13 protein-coding genes and 2 pseudogenes are annotated in these 19,626 nt (G+C 34.9%); 8 read left to right on the plus strand and 7 right to left on the minus strand.

Features of this window, described 5'->3' with window-relative positions; translation table 11 throughout:
* Positions 1-246 precede the first annotated feature (246 nt).
* The 5 genes and pseudogenes from OOK89_RS04265 to OOK89_RS04285 all read left to right on the plus strand — a co-directional run bounded on the left by OOK89_RS04265 (position 247) and on the right by OOK89_RS04285 (position 6,077).
* Positions 247-1,524, plus strand: a complete 1,278-nt coding sequence (locus OOK89_RS04265) for an adenylosuccinate synthase (protein WP_264719322.1) — start codon at positions 247-249, stop codon at positions 1,522-1,524.
* A 103-nt stretch (positions 1,525-1,627) separates the two neighbouring features.
* Positions 1,628-2,356: pseudogene (locus tag OOK89_RS04270) on the plus strand (IS5 family transposase).
* A gap of 251 nt (positions 2,357-2,607) precedes the next feature.
* A complete protein-coding gene (locus OOK89_RS04275) occupies positions 2,608-5,127 on the plus strand; it encodes a coiled-coil domain-containing protein (protein WP_264718808.1) in 2,520 nt (839 codons plus the stop codon).
* Positions 5,128-5,239: 112 nt separating this feature from the next.
* The gene (infA, locus tag OOK89_RS04280; RefSeq protein WP_007550159.1) at positions 5,240-5,503 is read left to right on the plus strand and encodes a translation initiation factor IF-1; all 264 of its coding nucleotides are present in this window, start codon (positions 5,240-5,242) and stop codon (positions 5,501-5,503) included.
* Positions 5,481-6,077, plus strand: coding sequence for a Maf family nucleotide pyrophosphatase (locus OOK89_RS04285; RefSeq protein ID WP_007550161.1), 597 nt, complete (start codon positions 5,481-5,483; stop codon positions 6,075-6,077). The genes infA and OOK89_RS04285 overlap by 23 nt, the downstream gene beginning before the upstream one ends.
* Here the strand turns inward: OOK89_RS04285 and OOK89_RS04290 are convergent.
* The 5 genes and pseudogenes from OOK89_RS04290 to OOK89_RS04315 form a co-directional block, all read right to left on the minus strand.
* Positions 6,069-8,723: a hypothetical protein gene (locus OOK89_RS04290; RefSeq protein ID WP_264718809.1), complete on the minus strand. Its 2,655-nt coding sequence runs from the start codon at positions 8,721-8,723 to the stop codon at positions 6,069-6,071. The two genes, OOK89_RS04285 and OOK89_RS04290, sit on opposite strands and share 9 nt — an antisense overlap.
* Positions 8,724-8,835: 112 nt before the next feature.
* Positions 8,836-10,170, minus strand: coding sequence for an alanine:cation symporter family protein (locus OOK89_RS04295; RefSeq protein WP_264718810.1), 1,335 nt, complete (start codon positions 10,168-10,170; stop codon positions 8,836-8,838).
* 282 nt (positions 10,171-10,452) lie between these two features.
* Complete coding sequence (locus OOK89_RS04300) at positions 10,453-10,956, minus strand: protein-disulfide reductase DsbD domain-containing protein (RefSeq protein WP_264718811.1); 504 nt, start codon at positions 10,954-10,956, stop codon at positions 10,453-10,455.
* A gap of 304 nt (positions 10,957-11,260) precedes the next feature.
* Positions 11,261-12,177: pseudogene (locus OOK89_RS06650) on the minus strand (IS5 family transposase).
* A 249-nt stretch (positions 12,178-12,426) separates the two neighbouring features.
* Positions 12,427-14,025, minus strand: a complete 1,599-nt coding sequence (locus OOK89_RS04315) for a hypothetical protein (protein ID WP_012673171.1) — start codon at positions 14,023-14,025, stop codon at positions 12,427-12,429.
* A gap of 568 nt (positions 14,026-14,593) precedes the next feature.
* Here OOK89_RS04315 and OOK89_RS04320 point away from each other — a divergent pair.
* Positions 14,594-14,767: a hypothetical protein gene (locus tag OOK89_RS04320; RefSeq protein ID WP_160142653.1), complete on the plus strand. Its 174-nt coding sequence runs from the start codon at positions 14,594-14,596 to the stop codon at positions 14,765-14,767.
* Between the two features lie 1,017 nt (positions 14,768-15,784).
* Positions 15,785-17,158: a dihydrolipoyl dehydrogenase gene (lpdA, locus tag OOK89_RS04325; RefSeq protein WP_151807945.1), complete on the plus strand. Its 1,374-nt coding sequence runs from the start codon at positions 15,785-15,787 to the stop codon at positions 17,156-17,158.
* Between the two features lie 5 nt (positions 17,159-17,163).
* On the opposite strand, the gene OOK89_RS04330 is transcribed toward lpdA, so the two are convergent.
* Positions 17,164-17,556: a hypothetical protein gene (locus OOK89_RS04330; protein WP_006279962.1), complete on the minus strand. Its 393-nt coding sequence runs from the start codon at positions 17,554-17,556 to the stop codon at positions 17,164-17,166.
* A gap of 69 nt (positions 17,557-17,625) precedes the next feature.
* On the opposite strand from OOK89_RS04330, the gene murG reads away from it, so the two are divergent.
* Positions 17,626-18,657, plus strand: coding sequence for an undecaprenyldiphospho-muramoylpentapeptide beta-N-acetylglucosaminyltransferase (murG, locus tag OOK89_RS04335; RefSeq protein ID WP_007549072.1), 1,032 nt, complete (start codon positions 17,626-17,628; stop codon positions 18,655-18,657).
* Here the strand turns inward: murG and gshB are convergent.
* Positions 18,642-19,571 carry a glutathione synthase gene (gene gshB / locus OOK89_RS04340; protein WP_007549071.1) on the minus strand — a complete coding sequence of 310 codons (930 nt, stop codon included), beginning with the start codon at positions 19,569-19,571 and terminating at the stop codon, positions 18,642-18,644. The genes murG and gshB overlap by 16 nt on opposite strands.
* Positions 19,572-19,626 lie beyond the last annotated feature (55 nt).

A 19,626-nucleotide genomic window follows, 5' to 3' on the forward strand; every position in this document is an offset into this window, starting at 1 on the left:
CTTGGGTTTATCTACAATTTGAAAAACAACAAATTCGTCATTCCGCTACTCGTTAGCGGAATCTATGCTGAGATACCGCGAATGAATCGCGGTATGACGTAGGGAAACCATTCTTGCAATTCTATAGGAAAAATGTTTTATCTGGCTTGGAAACTCTTTATTTAAGAGGTGTAGGAAAGGCGTAGATTTCTCTTTCCATTTGTAGCGTACTGCATTAATATTTATGTATTAATCTAGAAAATAATGATGAATAACATTGTAATTGTTGGTCTGCAATGGGGTGACGAAGGCAAGGGTAAAATAGTAGATTATCTTTCTGAGAATGCAGATGTAGTTGTGAGATTTCAGGGAGGAAATAATGCAGGGCACACTATAGTAGTAGATGATGAGGTTTATAAATTAAATTTACTGCCCTCTGCTGTTTTGAGGCCAGGCAAAATATCTATCATAGGAAATGGCGTTGCTCTTGATTCACACGCTCTAATCTCAGAAATAGAGTCATTGAAAGTTAAAGGAGTAGACGTAAACTATAACAACTTGATGGTATCTGAGAGCTGTCCATTAATACTTAGCGTACATAAGGACAAGGAAAAGCTATTTGAAGATTTAAATGGAAATCACAAAATTGGTACAACAAATAAAGGGATAGGACCATGTTATGAAGATAAAGTTGGGAGGAGAGCTATACGCCTTTGTGACTTAGAAAACGCAGATGAGCTCAATAAAAGATTGGATACTCTTTTGAATTACCACAATGCTATCAGGAAAGGCCTTAACTACCAGGTAGTTAAAAAAGAAGAAATATTAAAGGAAATTCAAGAGATTTCAGAAAAAATTCTTTCATATAAAAAACCTGTGTGGAAGATATTAAATGACTTGATGAAAGAAGGTAAGAAAATAATATTTGAAGGTGCCCAAGGCGCATTTTTAGATATCGACCACGGAACTTACCCTTTTGTTACTTCAAGTAATACTGTAGCATCGCAAGCAATAACAGGCTCAGGGTTATCCTCCAATGCTTACATTATTGGTGTGGTAAAAGCTTATACAACAAGAGTGGGCAATGGCCCATTTCCTACTGAGCAGAAAAATGAAGTAGGAGATAGCTTGTTTACTATAGGTAAGGAACTTGGAACAGTGAGCAATAGAAGAAGGCGTTGCGGATGGTTCGATGCAGTTTTAGTGCGCCAGGCCGTACAACTCTCTGGAGTTTCAAGCATTGTATTAACCAAATTAGATGTGCTTAATTCTTTTGATACAATTAAAATATGCACTGGTTACAAGTATAGCGGAAAAATGTATGATTATTTACCCGCATCGCATTCAATACAAGGGGAATTAGAGCCAATATATGAAGAGTTTCCTGGCTGGAAAGAAAACACTCAAGGTAAAAGGTCGATTAAAGCATTGCCTATCAATTTAATAAAATATATAGACAGGTTAGAAAAATTAATAGGTGTACCAATTCATCTAATCTCAACTAGTCCAAAGAGAGAGGATGTTATTAAGCTTAAAGATTTCTGAAAACGTCTTTGTATCTTAGAGCCTGTACGTAATCTCAAAAAAGAGATAAAGTGAGAGGATAAAGTATATAAAGTAGGATATGCGAAGTTTATAACCAAGTGACATAAGTCGAGAAAAGTTTGAGATTATTGTAGCAGATCTGGAATCTTGCAGAAAGAAGACAAAACCAAGAACACTTGATTTACATGATGTATTTTGTGGAGTGTTATACGTGTTAAAAAGTGGTTGCCAGTGGAGAATGGTATCAAAAGAGTTCCCAAAATGGCGCAATTGTTACGACTATTTTAAGAAGTGGAGTGAAAAACCAGATGCAAATAAAGAAAGTGTTCTGGAGCTGGTATTAAAAAAAAATAATTGCGACAAAACAATGGTCGGAAAAGCTTCTGCATAATTGATGCACAGAGTATAAAAAATGCAGATACTGCTGAAGCTATGATGCAGGCAAGAAGATTTCAGGGCCGTATTGCAGTAGATACGCAAGCATGCAATTTATACAACAACAGCAGAGATAACTGACCGTAGCAGTGCTGTGAGAATGGTCGAAAATGCAAAAGAAAATCTCTCGGGAGTTAAAAATGTACTGGTTGATGCAGGCTATACTGGAGAGAATTTTGTAACTCAAATAAAAACGATTATTGGTGCAACCGTTGAAGTGATCAAAAGAAATGAATTACGTTCCTTTGTTGTATTGCCCAAAAGATGGGTTGTGGAGCGATCTTTTGCTTGGTTAGAAAAATGTAGAAGATTGTGGAAAAATTGTGAGCGAAAACTCAATACTAGCCTACAAATGGTAGTTCTGGCTTTCACTGCCTTACTTCTGAAAAAATTATGAACAGGCTCTTACTAACTCTTATCTAATAAAAAAAATACTTGTGTAACTTCGAATAGTCTATTATGCAAGACAGCAGTATAAACATGTAGTAAGAAATGTATAATGAAAAATAAAAGCTCAAGTTTAACACTTGCAGTTATTTTTACACAATTAAGTAATCATAAAAGTTAGTGTAGGACGAGGTTATACAGTTTGATTTCTTTTAATATATGTTAATTGGTATAATATAAATATAGTTAAGGAGGTGTATTATGATTGGAAGTTTGGCTAAAGAAGAAAAAACAGCAGAGGCAGGAAAAACAGGTGATCAACTTGAAAAGTGTATTGGACCAACTTCACTGAATAGGGAAGTTTATTACTCTACGCTTATCTACCATACATTGAAAGAGTTATATTCACAATTAGGTGATATCTCTTATGCTAATAAAACGGGATCAGAAAAAGAAATAATCGATTTTTATGTTCTACCTCAATTTGCACATTTTAAAGAAATTCTTGATGAAGGTATAAAAAAAGATCCTTTGTTTGCAAATTCTGCTATTGTAAAGTTTTGCTACTCAATTATAAAAGATAATAAATTATTTAAAGAATTAGAAGAAATGAATATTCCTGCCAAAAACTCTAGTGTAAAGGCAAGGATAAGCTTTCAACTGAAAAATCTGAAAGAAAAGGTGTGGTTCTTAAGAGAACTAAAGGAAAAAAAGAATTTCACTTACGTGCAGGGGGCTTTTGGGGATGGGTGGAGTTTTTATGACCTAATAAACGATAGAGATTTTAAACAAACGTACATAGATAAAGCAGTAACAGAGTCTGCTAATAAGAGCTTTAAGGAAGATATAGATAAATGCATAGAGTTGGCAGAGCAGGGAAAAAAAACTGCAAGTAAATATTTTGAGAGGAAAGACGTAGAGCTTCAAGCTTATTACACAGAAACTGATAATGCTCATAGAGTTTTGAATGTTAACCTTATTAATTACAATAAAAGTGAGCCAACAAGAATTAGTGACATTTTACAGCAAGAGAAAGATATTAAAAAATTGAATATCTATTGCAATAAAAAACATGAAATATACGCTTATCAAGAAGATAAGAAAAGATATTATGAATTTAAAGAAGGCACATGTTATGAAATGACAAGCACTTGGCCTATAAAGGATGAGTTCGGGAATGTTTCAATTTGTACCATGATTATGAATGTGAGTAGCGGTCGCATAACTGAAGTACTAAAATTTAATGGTGAAGATTTTGTTTCATCGGAGGAGATCTTAGAATTGATAAAGCAAAATGATGAATTATATATTCAAAGTCTCTCCTTATATGATGCTGTACTAGAAAAGGGTAAGGCTGCTGATGTTGTGCCTACTGCTAATAACAATTTTCAAAATGAATCTATAGTGGCCTATCGCAAGGAACCAGAGGGGGAATTAGACCCTAAAGTTGATGCTGACAATAGCCTTCCTCCTTCTATTAATAGCAATGCATCAACTCAAACAGAAGTTGCTTCACAACAAATCGAAACTCAAACGGAAGTCAATTTACAGCACACTGAAACTCAAACAGAAGTTGCTTCACAACAAATCGAAACTCAAACGGAAGTCAATTTACAGCACACTGGAACTCAGACAGAAGTTGCTTCACAACAAATGGATGAATTGATTTTAAATAATCAGATGCTGTCCGAAAAAAACGTTGAATTGAAGCAAGAAATGTCAAATTTGAAAAAAGAAGCTGTTGAATTGAAGCAAGAAATAGAAGCAGGGTTGCAAGTGATAAATAAAAAGCACCATGAATTAATACAAGAAAATCAGCGACTACAGGAGAAACTAGAAACAACCCAAGCAGAAGCTAATCAAACAATTGTAAAGTTAGAGAAGCAGAATAGCGATTTACAAGACAAGTTTGAAAAAGAGGAGCAAAAAAACACGGAATTGCAAACTGAACTGGCACAAAAAAATGAAGAATTAGCAGGTGTGTTAAAAGAGCTACAAGGGAAAGCACAAGAACTTAAAGGTGTATATGAAGAAAAAAGAAAGCTAAAGGAAGAGCTGAAAATTGTTAATGCAGGAAAGAAGAATTTGGAAAAAGAGCTAAATCAAGCACGAGAAGATGCGGAACAGATAATGGTTGAACGACGCCAGCAGAAAGAGCGCTTGAAAGATCAGCTAAGAGAATTAGATCAGGAATATAAGGTACAAGTAGAAATTGAGCAAAAGATTAAAGAATCAGATAGGCAGGATAGCGATTTACAAGATACACTTGGAGAAGAGAGACTAAAACTCAACATTGAAGAACTAGAAAACGAGTACGAGGAATTTCCAGGAGATAAGGTGCTTACACTTGAACTCACTAAAGATGAAGATAAAGTCGAAGAGTTAAGAAACGAGCTAGAGCGTGAGAAAGAAAAGTGTAAACAATTATTAGAAGAAGAAAATGAATGGGGTGATGAATTGGTAGGAATGCTTGATGGACTGGAAGAAAAAATTCGTGCTGATGAACAAAGGAGCTTCAACAATCAATTAACGGGAGAAATTTCTAATGAGTCTGGTAATGCTCCACGACAGAAGAAAAGGTTATCCAAATCTTCAAGCGTTGATAATGAGTCTTATGTTCCACTGAGAGAGAAGACAACATTACTCAGATCTTTAAGCGTTGATAGTGGACTTGATAGCGATGAAGAAAATTGTGATAATGATTTATCTTTCAACATAAGTCCTATAAGTTCTATTGAGAAGGTGGCAGAGAGTAGAAACGTAGGTAGGGTATCATTGTGAAGATGGTTGGGGTTAAGTTGCAACTTAAGTGGGGCGCAAAAGGTCTTTTGTGTTGATAATAATTTAAAATCTATAGTAGACTAAAAAAGATTATTAAATTATAATATAACATATGATAAAAGACGAGAAATCGAAAACAATTTTTGAAGTGGAAGGGGCAGTAACTGCTTTACTACCTGCAGCAGAATTTAGAGTGAAACTGGACAATGAACATGAGATTATCTGTCATGTATCAGGGAAAGTGAGAAGAAGTAAAATACGCATCATTATAGGGGATAGGGTGTTAGTTGAGATGAGCATTTACGATAGGAATGCGAGAAAGGGTAGGATCATTAGAAGGCTTAAAGGTACAAGTGACAGAACGATCTCTAAATAATCTTATTCTTGCTTCATCATCGAAAAGGCGTATAGCTTTACTAAAACAAATAAACATTGAGCCAGGTTTAATTTTGCCAGCAGATATAGATGAAGCCCCTTTAAAAAAGGAACTTCCGAAGGATTACTCAATCCGTATGGCAAAAAGTAAAGCGGAGAAAATACAAAGCTCAAATCCAAATTACTTTGTGCTTGGTGTTGATACAGTTGTTGCTTGTGGTAGAAGGATATTGCTCAAAGCTGAAAACGTTGAGCAAGCAGAAAAATGTATCCGCTTGTTATCAGGAAGAAGGCATAGAGTATACACCAGTGTATGTCTATTAACTCCCGATCAATCTAAACAACATATCAGGACTGTGGTTACAATAGTGAAATTTAAACGTCTCAGTGAACAAGAAATTAAGTATTATTTAGCATCAGAAGAGTGGAAAAATAGGGCGGGAGGATGCAACATACAAGGCCTAGCTGGAGTGTTCGTATTGTTCTTACGCGGCTCCTACTCTTCCGTTATAGGGTTACCATTACATGAAACCTATTGTTTGCTAAGCAATTATTTTAACTTCAATTTATATTGAAATACCTTTATTAGTATCTTTTTTTTGTTGTGACTCAGCAACCTGTTTAGCCCAATCTAGTGGTCTTTTATTTCTGTTAGCTAATGCAATTCTATTGCGATCATAACCATCAGTGTGTTCTGTTAAAGTATCTCCTCTTTCTTCTTCTATTACTCCAGCTTTCAGTTGTGCTTCATCTTTCTCTAGTAATTTATATAGTTCGCTATTTTTATCTACGGTTGGATTAGTGTCAGCATTTTCTCGTTCTGCCACTGTTTTTACATCTGTTGAGCTGTCTTTTAGCAACCCGGCTGCTAATAAATGTTCTTTGGTTTGTTCACTAATTCCTCTTTGATCCACTGGTTTTAGTGGAAACTTCTGAGTTTCTTTATCCAACTTACTGGTAAATTCCGTAAGTAGAGTATCATCTCTTTGTTCAACATTCATTAGGCTCGCTTTTAACTGTCCAGGATTTACTTGAGATCGTTCATTATTGTCATGAGTTGGAGATGAATAGCCCGAATCGTTTGCTTTTATGTCTGTTGAGCTGTCTTTTAGCAACCCAACTTCTCTCAAGCGTTTTTTAGTTTCTTCGCTAATCTGACTCTGATCAGCTGGTTTTAACCCGAGATTTTCTTGACCTAATGTATTTTTAAGTTCTTCAAATAGAGTTAGATTACTTTGTCTAATATGTTCTTCTAATTTCCTTCCTACCTGTTTTAAATCTGTTTGAGATTTACTATCACTATTAGTTGGAGATATATAGCCTGAATTACTTATACTATTTGGTGTTGAAGCAGAGACACTAACAGTTGGACCTTCCACTATTTTTACATCTGCTAAATCGTCTTTTTGCAATCCATCTTCTTTATCTTGTGACAGTTTATCAGTAGGATCAACTTGCCTTAATCCTCTATTATCCTGCTGTGATCTATCTCTGATTTCTTTAAGAAGATTTTCAGGTGGAGTTTGATCACTTTGTTCAATGTTCTCTAAGCTCTTCTTTAACTGTTCAGGATTTACTTGAGATTGTTCATTATTGTCATGAGTTGGAGATGAATAGCCCGAGTCACTTTTATTATTGAGTGCTGTAGCAGAGAGCGGCTGTTCACTTTCTTTCCACTTAGCATCACTAGCATCTTGGTTATCACTGTTATCTGGAGAAGATGAATAAGGAATTCTGTCCTTTAATGTCTCTAACGGTGATGGGTTATTTTTTCTACTTCCTGCAATTGATGCTTTCCTATCATCAACATCAATGTGCCGTAAGTTGTTTTTCTTGAAATTTCTGATGTCTTGTAACAGATCGCCTTTGCTATTTCCTTCTTGTTGCTGGGTTTTAGGTTGTTGCTGATCATTAGGTGTTTGCTCACTTCTATCTGGTTTTTGGCTTCCAGGTACAGCATGTCCAAATGTAGGATTGTCATACCGTTCATCTTCTTGCCTATTATCTTGATTGTGGCTTACAGACTTGGTGAAAGTAGAACTATCTGAAGAATCAGAAGTTGCACCTTTTTGCTGATTATTAGGTGTTTGCTCATTTTCGCGCAAGTCATCTGGTTTTTGGCTTCCAGATTTGGCTCCCCCTTGCTCATCGAAAACACCTTTTTTAGGTGGTAGTGAACTAGTTCTAGGTGGAAGTGGCGGAGGAGTTTTTTTGTTCTGAGGATTCTCCTCAAAAAGCGATTGTAGGTTATAAACTTGACCTCCCGAATTTGCTTCTCGTGCTGCTTGTCTAAGCTCACGCTTTTCTTTAGCCTCCTGAGAATTAATTTTATCGTCAAAATCTTTTCCAATTCCGCTATCGTAAGACTGCCTTCTGCTGTTAGATTGTGGTCCAAAATGTGAATGGTGATCTTCTTTTTTTCGAGTTATATCAGTAGCTTGAACGCTAACATCTCTATTAACATCAATTCTTGTTGTAGTTTCAGATGATAGCTCGTTACTGTCTTTATTATGTTGCATCTCATTCGCTTTTCCTTGTCCTTTCTCCCTGAATTGTATTTCATGCAAGAATAAACCACCTATTTTTACATCTCTGTTTACTTCTAACCGTTCTAGAGAAAAATCATCACCTTTAACAAGGTCTACACCGTTAGCATCAATCTTAATTTTGATCTTACATTCCTTCCCCTCCGCATACCACTTTAAAGTCATTTCATATGAACCATCAGTTACGACATAATGTCTTATTTTTTTCCCTTCTTCCTCGGCAACAAAACCATGCATTCCGCTCTTTCCATCACTATGCAATGTTGAAAATCCCGAGATTTCATTCTTCTCACAAAAATCACTGTTTAAAAATTCGCTGATTTTAAACTCTTTTTTGTTATTTCCCAGCGTAATACTTGCGTGATTACCGTATATTGAAACTCCTGCAACATCATCAACATACTCTTTCAACCTTTCTTTAACTTCACTTTCAAGGTCTTGTCCAGCTTTCTTTGTCTTGTCGCATTTCTGAAGAATAACTCCATATGCTTTATCTTTGTTTTCTTCTTCGTCCCAATTCCAGTTGGCGTGTTTTGTTAAAAACTTTACTGTGTTAAAATCAACTCTAGCATTATAAATTGGGTCGTCTTCCTTTTTTATTTTATCAAATAAAGGAAAAATTTCTTGAATGCGCTCATTATAAATGTGTTCTTGTTGTGTATCGTTAGTGCCCATATATCCCTCACTAATAACCCTCTGCCTTTAGTTCTAGCTAATACTAGCTAATATAATTATCACAAGCATTGGTTGAATTTTTATTAAGGAAGGTTGTGTTAGATGGCAACTTTTAGTTGGCGCCTAATTTCAAGTATCTGTCACTCATAGTAAACACTTCTGGATCTTGAGAGGTTAGCTTGAGTATAGCGAGTATGTTGATAAACAACAAAGCGGCGATCGAAATATCAGCAACATCCCATAGCAATTGAACTTTACCTATCGCACCAAGCGGAATAATCAAGGTAAAAATTACAACCCAGATTTTAGTGTATTTATTATCCATAGACACATAGCGTATTGTCTGTTTTGAGCAAAAAAACCAAGTAAAAATAGTAGTAAAAGCAAAACAAAACATTATGGCCATAATTAAATAGTCAATATAAGGCCAATTCATTGCCTTTCTAAAAGCAAATATGCACATGTTAGTGCTCTCTAAATCAGTGACCCAAGAATCTGTGACAAGCAGTACCATTGTTGTAATAAACACTATAAACGCAACTATAAAAGGCGATATTATCGTAATTAGACTCTGCTCAATAATAAATTTATTATTATTTTTCTTAGGAACAATTGAAGAATGTACGATTCCTTCAAGGCCAAGCCCTATATCTGTTGCAAAAATACCTCGCAAAGTTCCGACTTGAATAATAGTCAACATTTCTAGAATCAAACCTAGAGATAAACCAGAGTTAAAGCTACTGGTTGTAAAAAAACTGCTTGTTATTAGTTTTAGAGAAGGAAGAATATTTTCACTAAATTTAAATAATATGATACCGCAAAGTGTGAGGTAACTTACCGTCATTATCGGTATCATAGCCGATATAAAAATTTTAATTTTTTTTAAGCTGAGAGCTGCAACAACAAAAAATATTATGGCCATTACAATGCCACCAACAACTACAGGCACATCTATCATATTAAGTGGTATTGATAGAGAATTTACCTGAACAAGGTTACCAACTGTTATTGAAACCATCATCATGATAACTAGAAAGACAATTGTGGCCTTCCTAGAGTTAAACGCATCAGTCATGTAGGCTACAGGGCCACCTATAAACCGTTCGTTCTTTTCCTTTCTGGTTTTTATACTTAGATAACAAGTGACATATTTTATCACAGAAGTGATAACAATAATTATTGCCATCCATAAAATAGAGCCCGGTCCTCCGGTTTTTAGAGCAACAGCAGTTCCTGAAATATTTCCTACTCCTAAATTTCCCCCTAAAATTGTAAACAGAGCGGCTATAGAAGAAAATTTATTTTCTCCTTTTTTAGCTCCAAGGAGTGAAAGGGCGTATGGTAATCTAAATACCTGTAGCCATTTTAGTTTAATCGATAGGTAAACACCAGCAACTAGCATGAGTAATATTGTTGGCAGTAATAAAACAAACTTTACTATACCCATTTACATACTAAAAGTGAGTGTTTTGACTTAAGTATACATACAAAAATTGAAAATACCTAACCTATTTTCTATGTATGACTTCGTTTCTGTCATCCTAGCACCCCTTTCTGTCATCCTAGCGCTCCTTTCTTGTCATCCCAGTGCGTGACACTGGGATCTAAATTTTTTATGCGAAACCATTATGTTTATATACTTGTAGGCCCAAGTTCCTCACATAGTGAACAAAAAAGTAAATGAGATTCCAGTGTCACGCACTGGAATGACACCTACCCCATGAGAACTCTATTTTTCATACCACTCATTTATAAGTTCATTGACATCAGAATCTATAAAATTCTTTAGTGGCTGTTTGATTTTTATCTCAGCATTTTTAGGGATGCACCTATCTTTACATATCGCATAATTTATATGGAAGTTAAGGTCAATATACCCTTGATTTGAAAACACATTCATCTTAAAGGGAAATAACACCATGTCCTCATATACGTTACTGATAAATACCTCTCTTCCTACTTTATCTCTATGTTTTTTTGGAGTAGGCCAGTAAATATCTATGTTTAATGTGTTACCCTTGCAATCAAAAGAAGTGGGAAAACCGAAATCTCCAGGATCTTTATAATATATGTGCCAGCCTGGTTCTACTGTAACCTTTATTGCACCTTTAAGAGTGAAGCTTGCTTCATTTATCTCGCCAATAAGTAAATCAAATTTTGCAATTTCCTCGTCAGCATATAGTTGAGTGCAAGAAAAAAATAAAAACAATATTAAATATATATGTATTTTCATTAAGGTAAATTTCTCCTTTTATAGAGAAAGTAATTTAGATTTTAATTATTATATTTAATAGTATTATATAGATTATTTATTAATATAGCATTATGCTATAGCTAAACTGACTTACGACAATCTGAAAAACGACAAATTCGTCATTCCGCTACTTGTTAGCGGAATCTATGCCGAGATACCGCGAATGAATCCACAACTGTACGAACATTGTGATTTTGGCCCATAAGGAGGGTGTCATCCCAGTGCTTGACACTGGGATGGCTTTGTTGCATCACACTTTATGAGATGGTGATTTATGGTAAATTCATGTAACTATCTCAAATTTAGCCATACCAATATCAGTGAATTTATTAAGCAAATAGCATTTGATTAGCAGTTCTTTTTCTCGATTTATCTCAGATTTATTCCTAAAACTAAATCCGAATATTTGCTTTAATCTTGAGAAAAACCCTTCAATGTAAGATCTTTTCCCATAATTTACTTCTTTTTTCCATTCTTTCATGCCATCTTCACCGTATAATTTTATTAACCTAATAGCAGCATTCCTGTCAGACATATAATCTATTTCTGGATGTTCTGCCGCATTGTTTATTGGTGGAATTTTTGTCTTTATATCATATTCGTTACACAACTTATAAAACTTGTGCCTATCACATGCTCTATCTGCATATAGTGCTTTTATGGCATGCTGAAAATCAACTTCTTTTAGCAAATCACAAGCTCCATAGTGATCAGCCGTTACTGTATTTTACAGCTATGGCTTTTTTGTTGTTTATATTCAACATTACGTGCAATTTTCTCGTTTGCTCATAGCCACGATATTTTCTGTCAGTGCTATTTTCCTTGCTGTGTGTTGTTGTATATACTAATTCCTGTACTGTCTATAGCAATTTCGATATCTTCCATATTATTTTCTGCAATCATTTATCTTAATATTAAGTTTCTTTTGATGCTTGTGAATAGCTGCAAATCTCTTCCTATTTGTTGCAAATACCCTTTTATAAACCCGACTGTTTGTCTTAAACCAATTCTAAAGAAACTGACGATTATATGCACCAAAATCACAACTTTATCACTATAAATATAGTTGCCGCCCTGCATTTTTGGACAATTCTCGTACCAATTTTCTATGGCGTCATTGATATAACAAAAAATGCTTCCTCTTTCTTGGAGAAATTTGTTATATTCATGGCAGTTACTGACTCTCATTTTTTGTGGCATATTTTTTCTTCAACAGTTAAATGGCTATTTATAATGAATTTTGTCAGTAACTGCCAGTTCTTTTCACTTGAGCGATGCAACAAAGCCCACTGGGATCCAGAAAATTTGATTGTGTACTATACAACATTTTCGATTAAAAGCTGGATTCCAGTGTCAAGCACTGGAATGACATCACAGGGGCACTGGAATTTTTGTTTCAATATTTGTACATTAGCCATGCATCTGAACAGATACTGTAAATTAGCTATATTACATTAGCCCATCAGATGAGTTGTAATGGTTATAATTGTCTGATAAGTGATCTCTAACATCGTGACCTAACTCATTGGCATCAGGCTTAACTTCGTGATCTAACTCATTAGCATCGAGCTTAAACAAAGAAGGATTATCATCAGATTGTTGATTAGACTCTTTCTCTTTCGACCCAAATAACCATGAAAAGAGTGATGAGATAGAATCAATAATGGATTTAATTGTTGAAAAAATATTGGATAAGAAATTACTGGGTTGCTGAGTATCCTCTTCGGCTGATTCTGGTTCAGGCTCTTTTCCTGCTGTGTCATCCACATCTTCTTCAGGTTTACTTCTGCTTATAAGTGTCTTATCTAACCATTTGAATATATTCTTGTCTAGATTATGAAAATACATTTGACTTATCTCCTTATTTTCATCAACGTAAATCACTAAAGTTGTATTCTCATTCCCCAATCCATCACATTCACTAACGAGCGATTCATGAGAGTTCTTAATGTCTTTGATAAATTGAAGTTTTTCTTCTTCTGCTGAAAGATAATCTCTGTGTTCTGCTCTATAAGTGGTGCCTTTGTATTTAAAACTAAACATTGATTCACGATCTTCATATTCATCTAGTCCAGAATTCTTGACACGTTGTATAATTTGAAATTTCTCTGCTTCTGAAAGGTCCTTGAGGTATATACTACCAGTTGTATCTTTATATTTAAATTTAAACATCCATCCATGGTCTTCATATTCATCTAGTCCAGAACTCTTGACACGTTGTATAATTTGAAATTTCTCTTCTTCTGAAAGGTTTAGGCGGTATACACTACCAGTTGTACCTATGTATTTAAAAATAAAACTCCATCCATCGTATTTATATTCATCTACACCCATCTGCTTGCAAATAGCTTTATAATTTTTTTCTTCTACTTCTCGTCCAACAACATTTGCTATGAGTTCAGTATCCTGAGTACTCAAATCTTTGACTGTTGCCGATGGTGAAAAACGCAATTGAAATATGTGGCCTAGCTCATGACCTAGAACAAAATCCATGGCACTTTGCTTATATGTCAGAATATTCTGACAATCTGTTACTCCTCGTGTAATATATCCTGGACCACCATCTTCATCTATGCCGAGAAGATTGTTATACTTTGTATAATCGCTTCTATTATTAAAAATGTAAACCGTTATATCTTTAATTATGCTACTATCTTTGAAGCAAAACTTTTCTTTAAATGCCTCATAGGCAGTTTTAATGTCTGTTTCTATTTGGTTTTGTTCTTGCTCAGATAAGTTGTCGTATTTTATAGTACAATTTATATATCCGTATTTAACGGTAAAGCTGTTAGACAAAACATCATGTATATTTGTGGAAAAATAATTGAACTGCTTTGACTCAGCTTCCTTATACAATTGATGCCCATATTTATCCCTAGAATACTTTGGTAGTTTAGGTACTTTGGCAATTAAGTTTTTGTTACTATCAAAAAAAGAAATGTCTGTATTACCAATCCTAAAATCCGTTATAGATTGCCCGCAAGTACCATCGTTTGCACAATCATGATTATCTTTCTTATTAAACCATGCGTTGGTGTATTTTTCCATTTTGATACTTCACTACCAAATCTTACTATATTATTATCTTGGTAAAAATCATAATAATTCGTTAACTTGTGTTTTAAATTTATGTATCAAGTATATCCCATAAAGTGCCAATTGTGAGGCTAATGAACTTTATTTGTTTGAAACTTTGCTGAAATAGCTCTTTTTATACTATGTTTTATATAGCTAAACTGACTTACGACAATTTGAAAAACAAAAATTCGTCATTCCGCTACTATAGTATTTTCTAAAACGAATGATAAACGTCTAAAATGGTATTACCAACTAAAAGGTGTAAGTCTGTACATTGATGCATTAGAGGTCTGAGGCGACTTTTGATGGTGTGCCAACAATGCTCTATCGGATTTAGATCTTACTATTACCCACAAATATAAATGTTTGTTGCATAGCTCTTAATGGCATAACTTTTGCTTGAAATAACTGTTTATATGGTGCAATTTACAGCTTTTAGTTGCTAAAATTATAACTCTTAGTTTAATAATTTTAATCTAATAAGCTTTCAGGTTAATAAAATTAAATTATTTGAGTAAATACAATACTATGTTTTTATTTGTGGGTAATAGTAAGCGCTAACAAGCAGCGGGATGACGATTGTCAGGGTGTCATCCAAGTAGCCTCCCTCTCCTGTCATCCCAGTGCCCTCTTCTTGTCATCCCAGTGCCCCTATAATGTCATCCCAGTGCGTGACACTGGGATCTCATTTTACTTTATGATGATGTCATGAAAGTAGCTAACACTGGGATCCAGAAGACTTAATTTCAACCAAATAATAAAGGCTAGATCCCAGTGTCTGGGCACTGGGATGACAGCAGTCCTACGTCATACCGCGATTCATTCGCGGTATCTCAGCCGCTAACAAGAGATCCCGCTAACAAGCAGCGGGATGACGATTGTCAGGGTGTCATCCCAGTGCCCCTATGATGTCATCCCAGCACCCCCTATGATGTCATCCCAGTGCCCAGACACTGGGATCCAGAAAACTTAATTGCAAGTAATGCATTGGGTTTGGTGAGTATGGGTTTTGCGTTATAGAATGAAACATTTTTGGTGAATTTGTAAAGAAAACTGGATCCCAGTGTCTGGGCACTGGGATAACAGCAGTCCTACGTCATACCGCGATTCATTCGCGGTATCTCAGCCGCTAACAAGAGATCCCGCTAACAAGTAGCGGGATGACGGTTGTTGTTTAGCTACAAACGTTAAGAAATTTACCAAGTGAAAAAAAAGGCAAAAGAAGCCCTGGGGTTATTATCCGCTTTAAAATATTGGCGTTTTTTATGTTTTAAACGCTTGACAAGCGAAATTCAGCTGCTTTTAATTGCAACTAACCTACGCTGCAAATGTTTAAGAAATTTACTAAGCAGAAAAAAAGACAAAGAATCCCCGAGTTAGCTAGTCTTTTACTATCTCTGTCGAGTATTGGCATTTTTTGATGTCTTGTAACGCTTTATAAGCGCGTTCAGCTTATTTAGATAAAAATCTAGATGTAGATGAAGTTTTGTAAAGACATACAGTATCTATATACTGCAAAAAATTGAACATAAGACGCCGATACATTAAGTAATCCTTACCTTTTAATCTGCAGATTGGCGAAAGCAAATACAATAGCTTCAGTTTCATGATACGGGGGCTGGCGGAGTTTGTCAAGTAAGTTTTTCGTTTCTATGTTGTCAGCTACCTGAATATTGATCATACGGGTTCCATCTGTTATATATAATCTTTTTGAATACGAAGAAAACTGATGAATGAGTATGATATTACGGTTATAGGTAGCGGTCCTGGTGGTTATATAGCGGCAATTAGGGCGGCACAGCTTGGGTTTAAAACTGCAATTGTGGAAAAAGAAAAAAATTTAGGCGGTATATGCTTAAATTGGGGATGTATACCAACAAAATCACTGCTTAGAGCATCTGAGGTTTATAGGCTAATAAAAAGATCAAAAGAGTTTGGTATAGAAGTAAAGGGAGCGAATTTTGATATACAATCAATAGTGAAATACTCAAGAAACGTTGTTGATAAATTGTCAAGCGGTGTTGCATATTTGATGAAAAAAAATAATATCAAAGTTCATCAAGGTTTTGGTAAACTTGCAGGCAATGGTACTATAAAAGTCGTTAGCGATAAGGAAGAACAAGAAATTGTTTCCAAGCATATCATTTTAGCAACAGGCGTGAGGGCACGGAATCTGCCTGGAATAGAGGCAGATGGAGATTTAATATGGAATGCGCAGCACGCTATGACTCCAGAGAGATTACCAAAATCGCTACTAATTATAGGGTCTGGTGCAATTGGAATAGAATTTGCAAGTTTTTATAGTACTTTGGGTGTTGATGTAACAATCATAGAGATAAAGAGCACTATTTTGCCGCTGGAGGATAAGGACATTTCAGATTTAGCACAAGAAATATTCACAAAACAGGGGATAGAAATATATACAAGCAGTAGCGTAAAAGCTCTTACTAAAAGTAAAGACTCTGCTCAAGTGCTACTAAGTAGTGGTGAGAGCAAAGAATTTGAGAGGGTGATTGTTGCGGTTGGAATTCAAGCAAATATTGAAAATATAGGTTTAGAAAATACAAAAATTAAATTAAGCCCTTCTGGCTTTATTGAAACGAATGAATGGTATGAAACTAGTGAATCAAATGTGTATGCAATAGGTGATGTAGCTGGCCCACCATGTTTAGCACATAAAGCGAGCCATGAAGCCGTGATCTGCATTGAAAAGATTGCTGGTAAAAATGCTCATGCGTTAAAAAAAGAATGCATACCAAATTGCACTTATTCTCATCCACAAATAGCGAGCATCGGCCTTACTGAGGAACAGGCAATAAAAGGTGGGTATGATATAAAAATAGGAAAATTTCACTCTAACTTTAATGGTAAGTCTGTTGCACTCAGTGAAACTGAAGGGTTAGTGAAAACGATTATAGATAAAAAAACCGGAGAAATTCTGGGTAGCCACATGATAGGTGCAGAAGTAACGGAGTTAATTAGCAATTTTGCTCTTGCAAAGCAACTAGAAGGAACAGACTTCGACATAAAATCTACGATTTTTCCTCATCCAACCATTTCAGAGATGATACATGAATCAGTGCTTGCTGCAGATGTTAAATAGTTGAACTAACGTTCCATCGTTTTAGAGTTGTCAATGTCTTGAGTAGTAGTTTGATTAGGCACTTTAGTTTCAATAGATTGATTACCACCAGCATCAGAATTCTGTAACTCTTCTTTCAATCCCTTAGCTGCTTCTTTAACTTCAAGCTTTGCCTTTGGATGAAGATCTTCTGGGCCTTTTCCTTTAGTATCCAAACCTTGTTGTAGATTAGTGCTTTTCATTTTATTATGCTGCTCGTGCTCAGGTAGGTCAACGACCGAATTGAAAAGAATTTTTATTATATTTTTTAGCAGTTCTAAAAAACCTCCGCTTCTGCCTTCTCTTTGTTCTTGAGGTTTATTTTTCTCATTAGGTTCTTTTTTACTATTACTTTTAGGCATTTTTAACTCAACTATCATAACGCTTAATAAAATTCTACGTGCAAATTGTTAAATAACAGTTAACAATCTAGGATTTATTATTTACAGATGGATATTATTTTAGCAACAGGTGGCACAGGTGGGCATATCTTTCCGGCCATAGCTTTAGCAAAAGCACTAAAGACACAAGGATACAATTGCATATTATTCACTGATAAAAAAACAAATAAAAATACCGACATAGAAAGCTACACCTTACCATTACGTAGACCAAGCAGCAACAAATTTAAGTTTTTCCTTTTCTTGATATACAGCTCTATGTTAGCACTGTATCAAGTAAGAAAATTAAAACCAAAATCGGTCATTGGTTTTGGTAGCTATGCTTCTTTTCCAACTCTTCTTGCAGCAAGAGTTCTTTCTATACCTATAATTTTACATGAACAAAACACAGTTTTAGGGAGAGTAAATAGATTCTTTTTCAAGAGTGCAAAATTAATTGCAACCAGCTTTCCGGAGACTAAATATGCAGAGGGCAATAAATGTATTTTTACAGGAAATTTTGTTGATATAAAAGCACAGAGCCATTCTAGCACTGAGAAAATCCTAAATATATTGGTCATAGCAGGCAGCCAAGGTGCAAATTTTTTTGATGATGTAGTAAGCAGCGTAATTTGTGATTTACCTATTAAAATGAAAAAGAAAATTAGAGTGACGCAGCAATGTACGAAGAAAAATGTAAACAAGGTCAAAAGTCTATACAAAAGTGAAAAGATCGATTGTGAATTGAGTGAATTTTTTGATGATATGGAGAATAGACTGGCCAATGCTCACTTGGTAATTAGCAGAGCAGGAGCAACTTCAATAGCAGAGATCACTCTTGCTAGGCGTTCTGCTATATATATTCCTTACCCTTACTCAAAAGATAATCACCAATTTTATAACGCAAAATATATTGAAGACTCGAGAGCAGCTATAATAGTTAAGCAGAATAGTGAAGCAAAAAAAAATCTAACAGAGGTACTATTTGATCTATTAAATAATTCTCAAAAATTGCGTGATATGACCAATAGTACAGAAAAAACAGGGATAAAGAATGGGACTACTGAGTTTGTTAAGGTGATTGTTCACAGGTTTAGTTGATGGCTGCTTGCTTTTTCTTCAAACACGTCCCAAAGATCCTTTTCTAGCGATATATTATACAATTTATTGATATAAACTACTCCCGTGGGTGAAGTTGTGTTAATTTCGAGCAGGAAGTCATCTATAATATCAATACCAACAAATATTAGCCCTCTTTTCTTTAATTCAGGACCAATTTTGTTACATATTTCATTGTTTCTATCGTTCATTTGAGCGGGCTCAAAACTTGCTCCAAGTCGCATGTTTGTTCTGATCTCTCCACTGATTTTTGGAATTCGTTTCATTACACCAATTGGTTGGCCATAAAGTAGCAATATTCTTTTATCTTTATCTATGTTTTTACAAAATGATTGTGCAATCACAGGGCATTCGTATTTTGCTATCATGAGATCCACTACTACTTGAATACTATTCTCATCTTGTATTCTTATCACATCGTTTCCTCCATAACTATACAATGGCTTCAGAATAATATCTTGATAGTTGTAGTAGAAATCTCTAATCATTGATATATTTTCAGTAATCAAAGTTGGCGGAATTAGCTCTGGAAATAATGAAGTTATCAATTTTTCAGGACAATTTCTTATTTCTGTTGGATTGTTAATTACCAATGCGCTGGTTTTTTCTAAGATATATGTTGTTGTAATATAACGCATATCAAAGGGTGGATCCTGTCTGATAAATATGATGTCCATTTCATTCAAGTTGATTGCTACATCCTCTTTAGAGATAAAACTAAAATCATCAACGCTGACTTTCTGAGCCAGAGCAATTGGATGGTTTAGCTTTAGTGCTAAATTGTTAGGAGCATAGACAAAAACTTCGTGCTTCCTCCTTTGTGCTTCCTTTATTAGCACGAATGTAGTGTCAGTTTCAAAATTTATATTTTCATCCATCTGAAAGGCAACTTTCATTTATGTTCTCTACCTATTGTCACAATTGTACAAATGTTATAATTTGAAAGCGATT

The sequence above is a fragment of the Wolbachia endosymbiont (group A) of Lasioglossum morio genome, assembly GCF_947250585.1.
Taxonomy (GTDB): Bacteria; Pseudomonadota; Alphaproteobacteria; order Rickettsiales; family Anaplasmataceae; genus Wolbachia; species Wolbachia pipientis.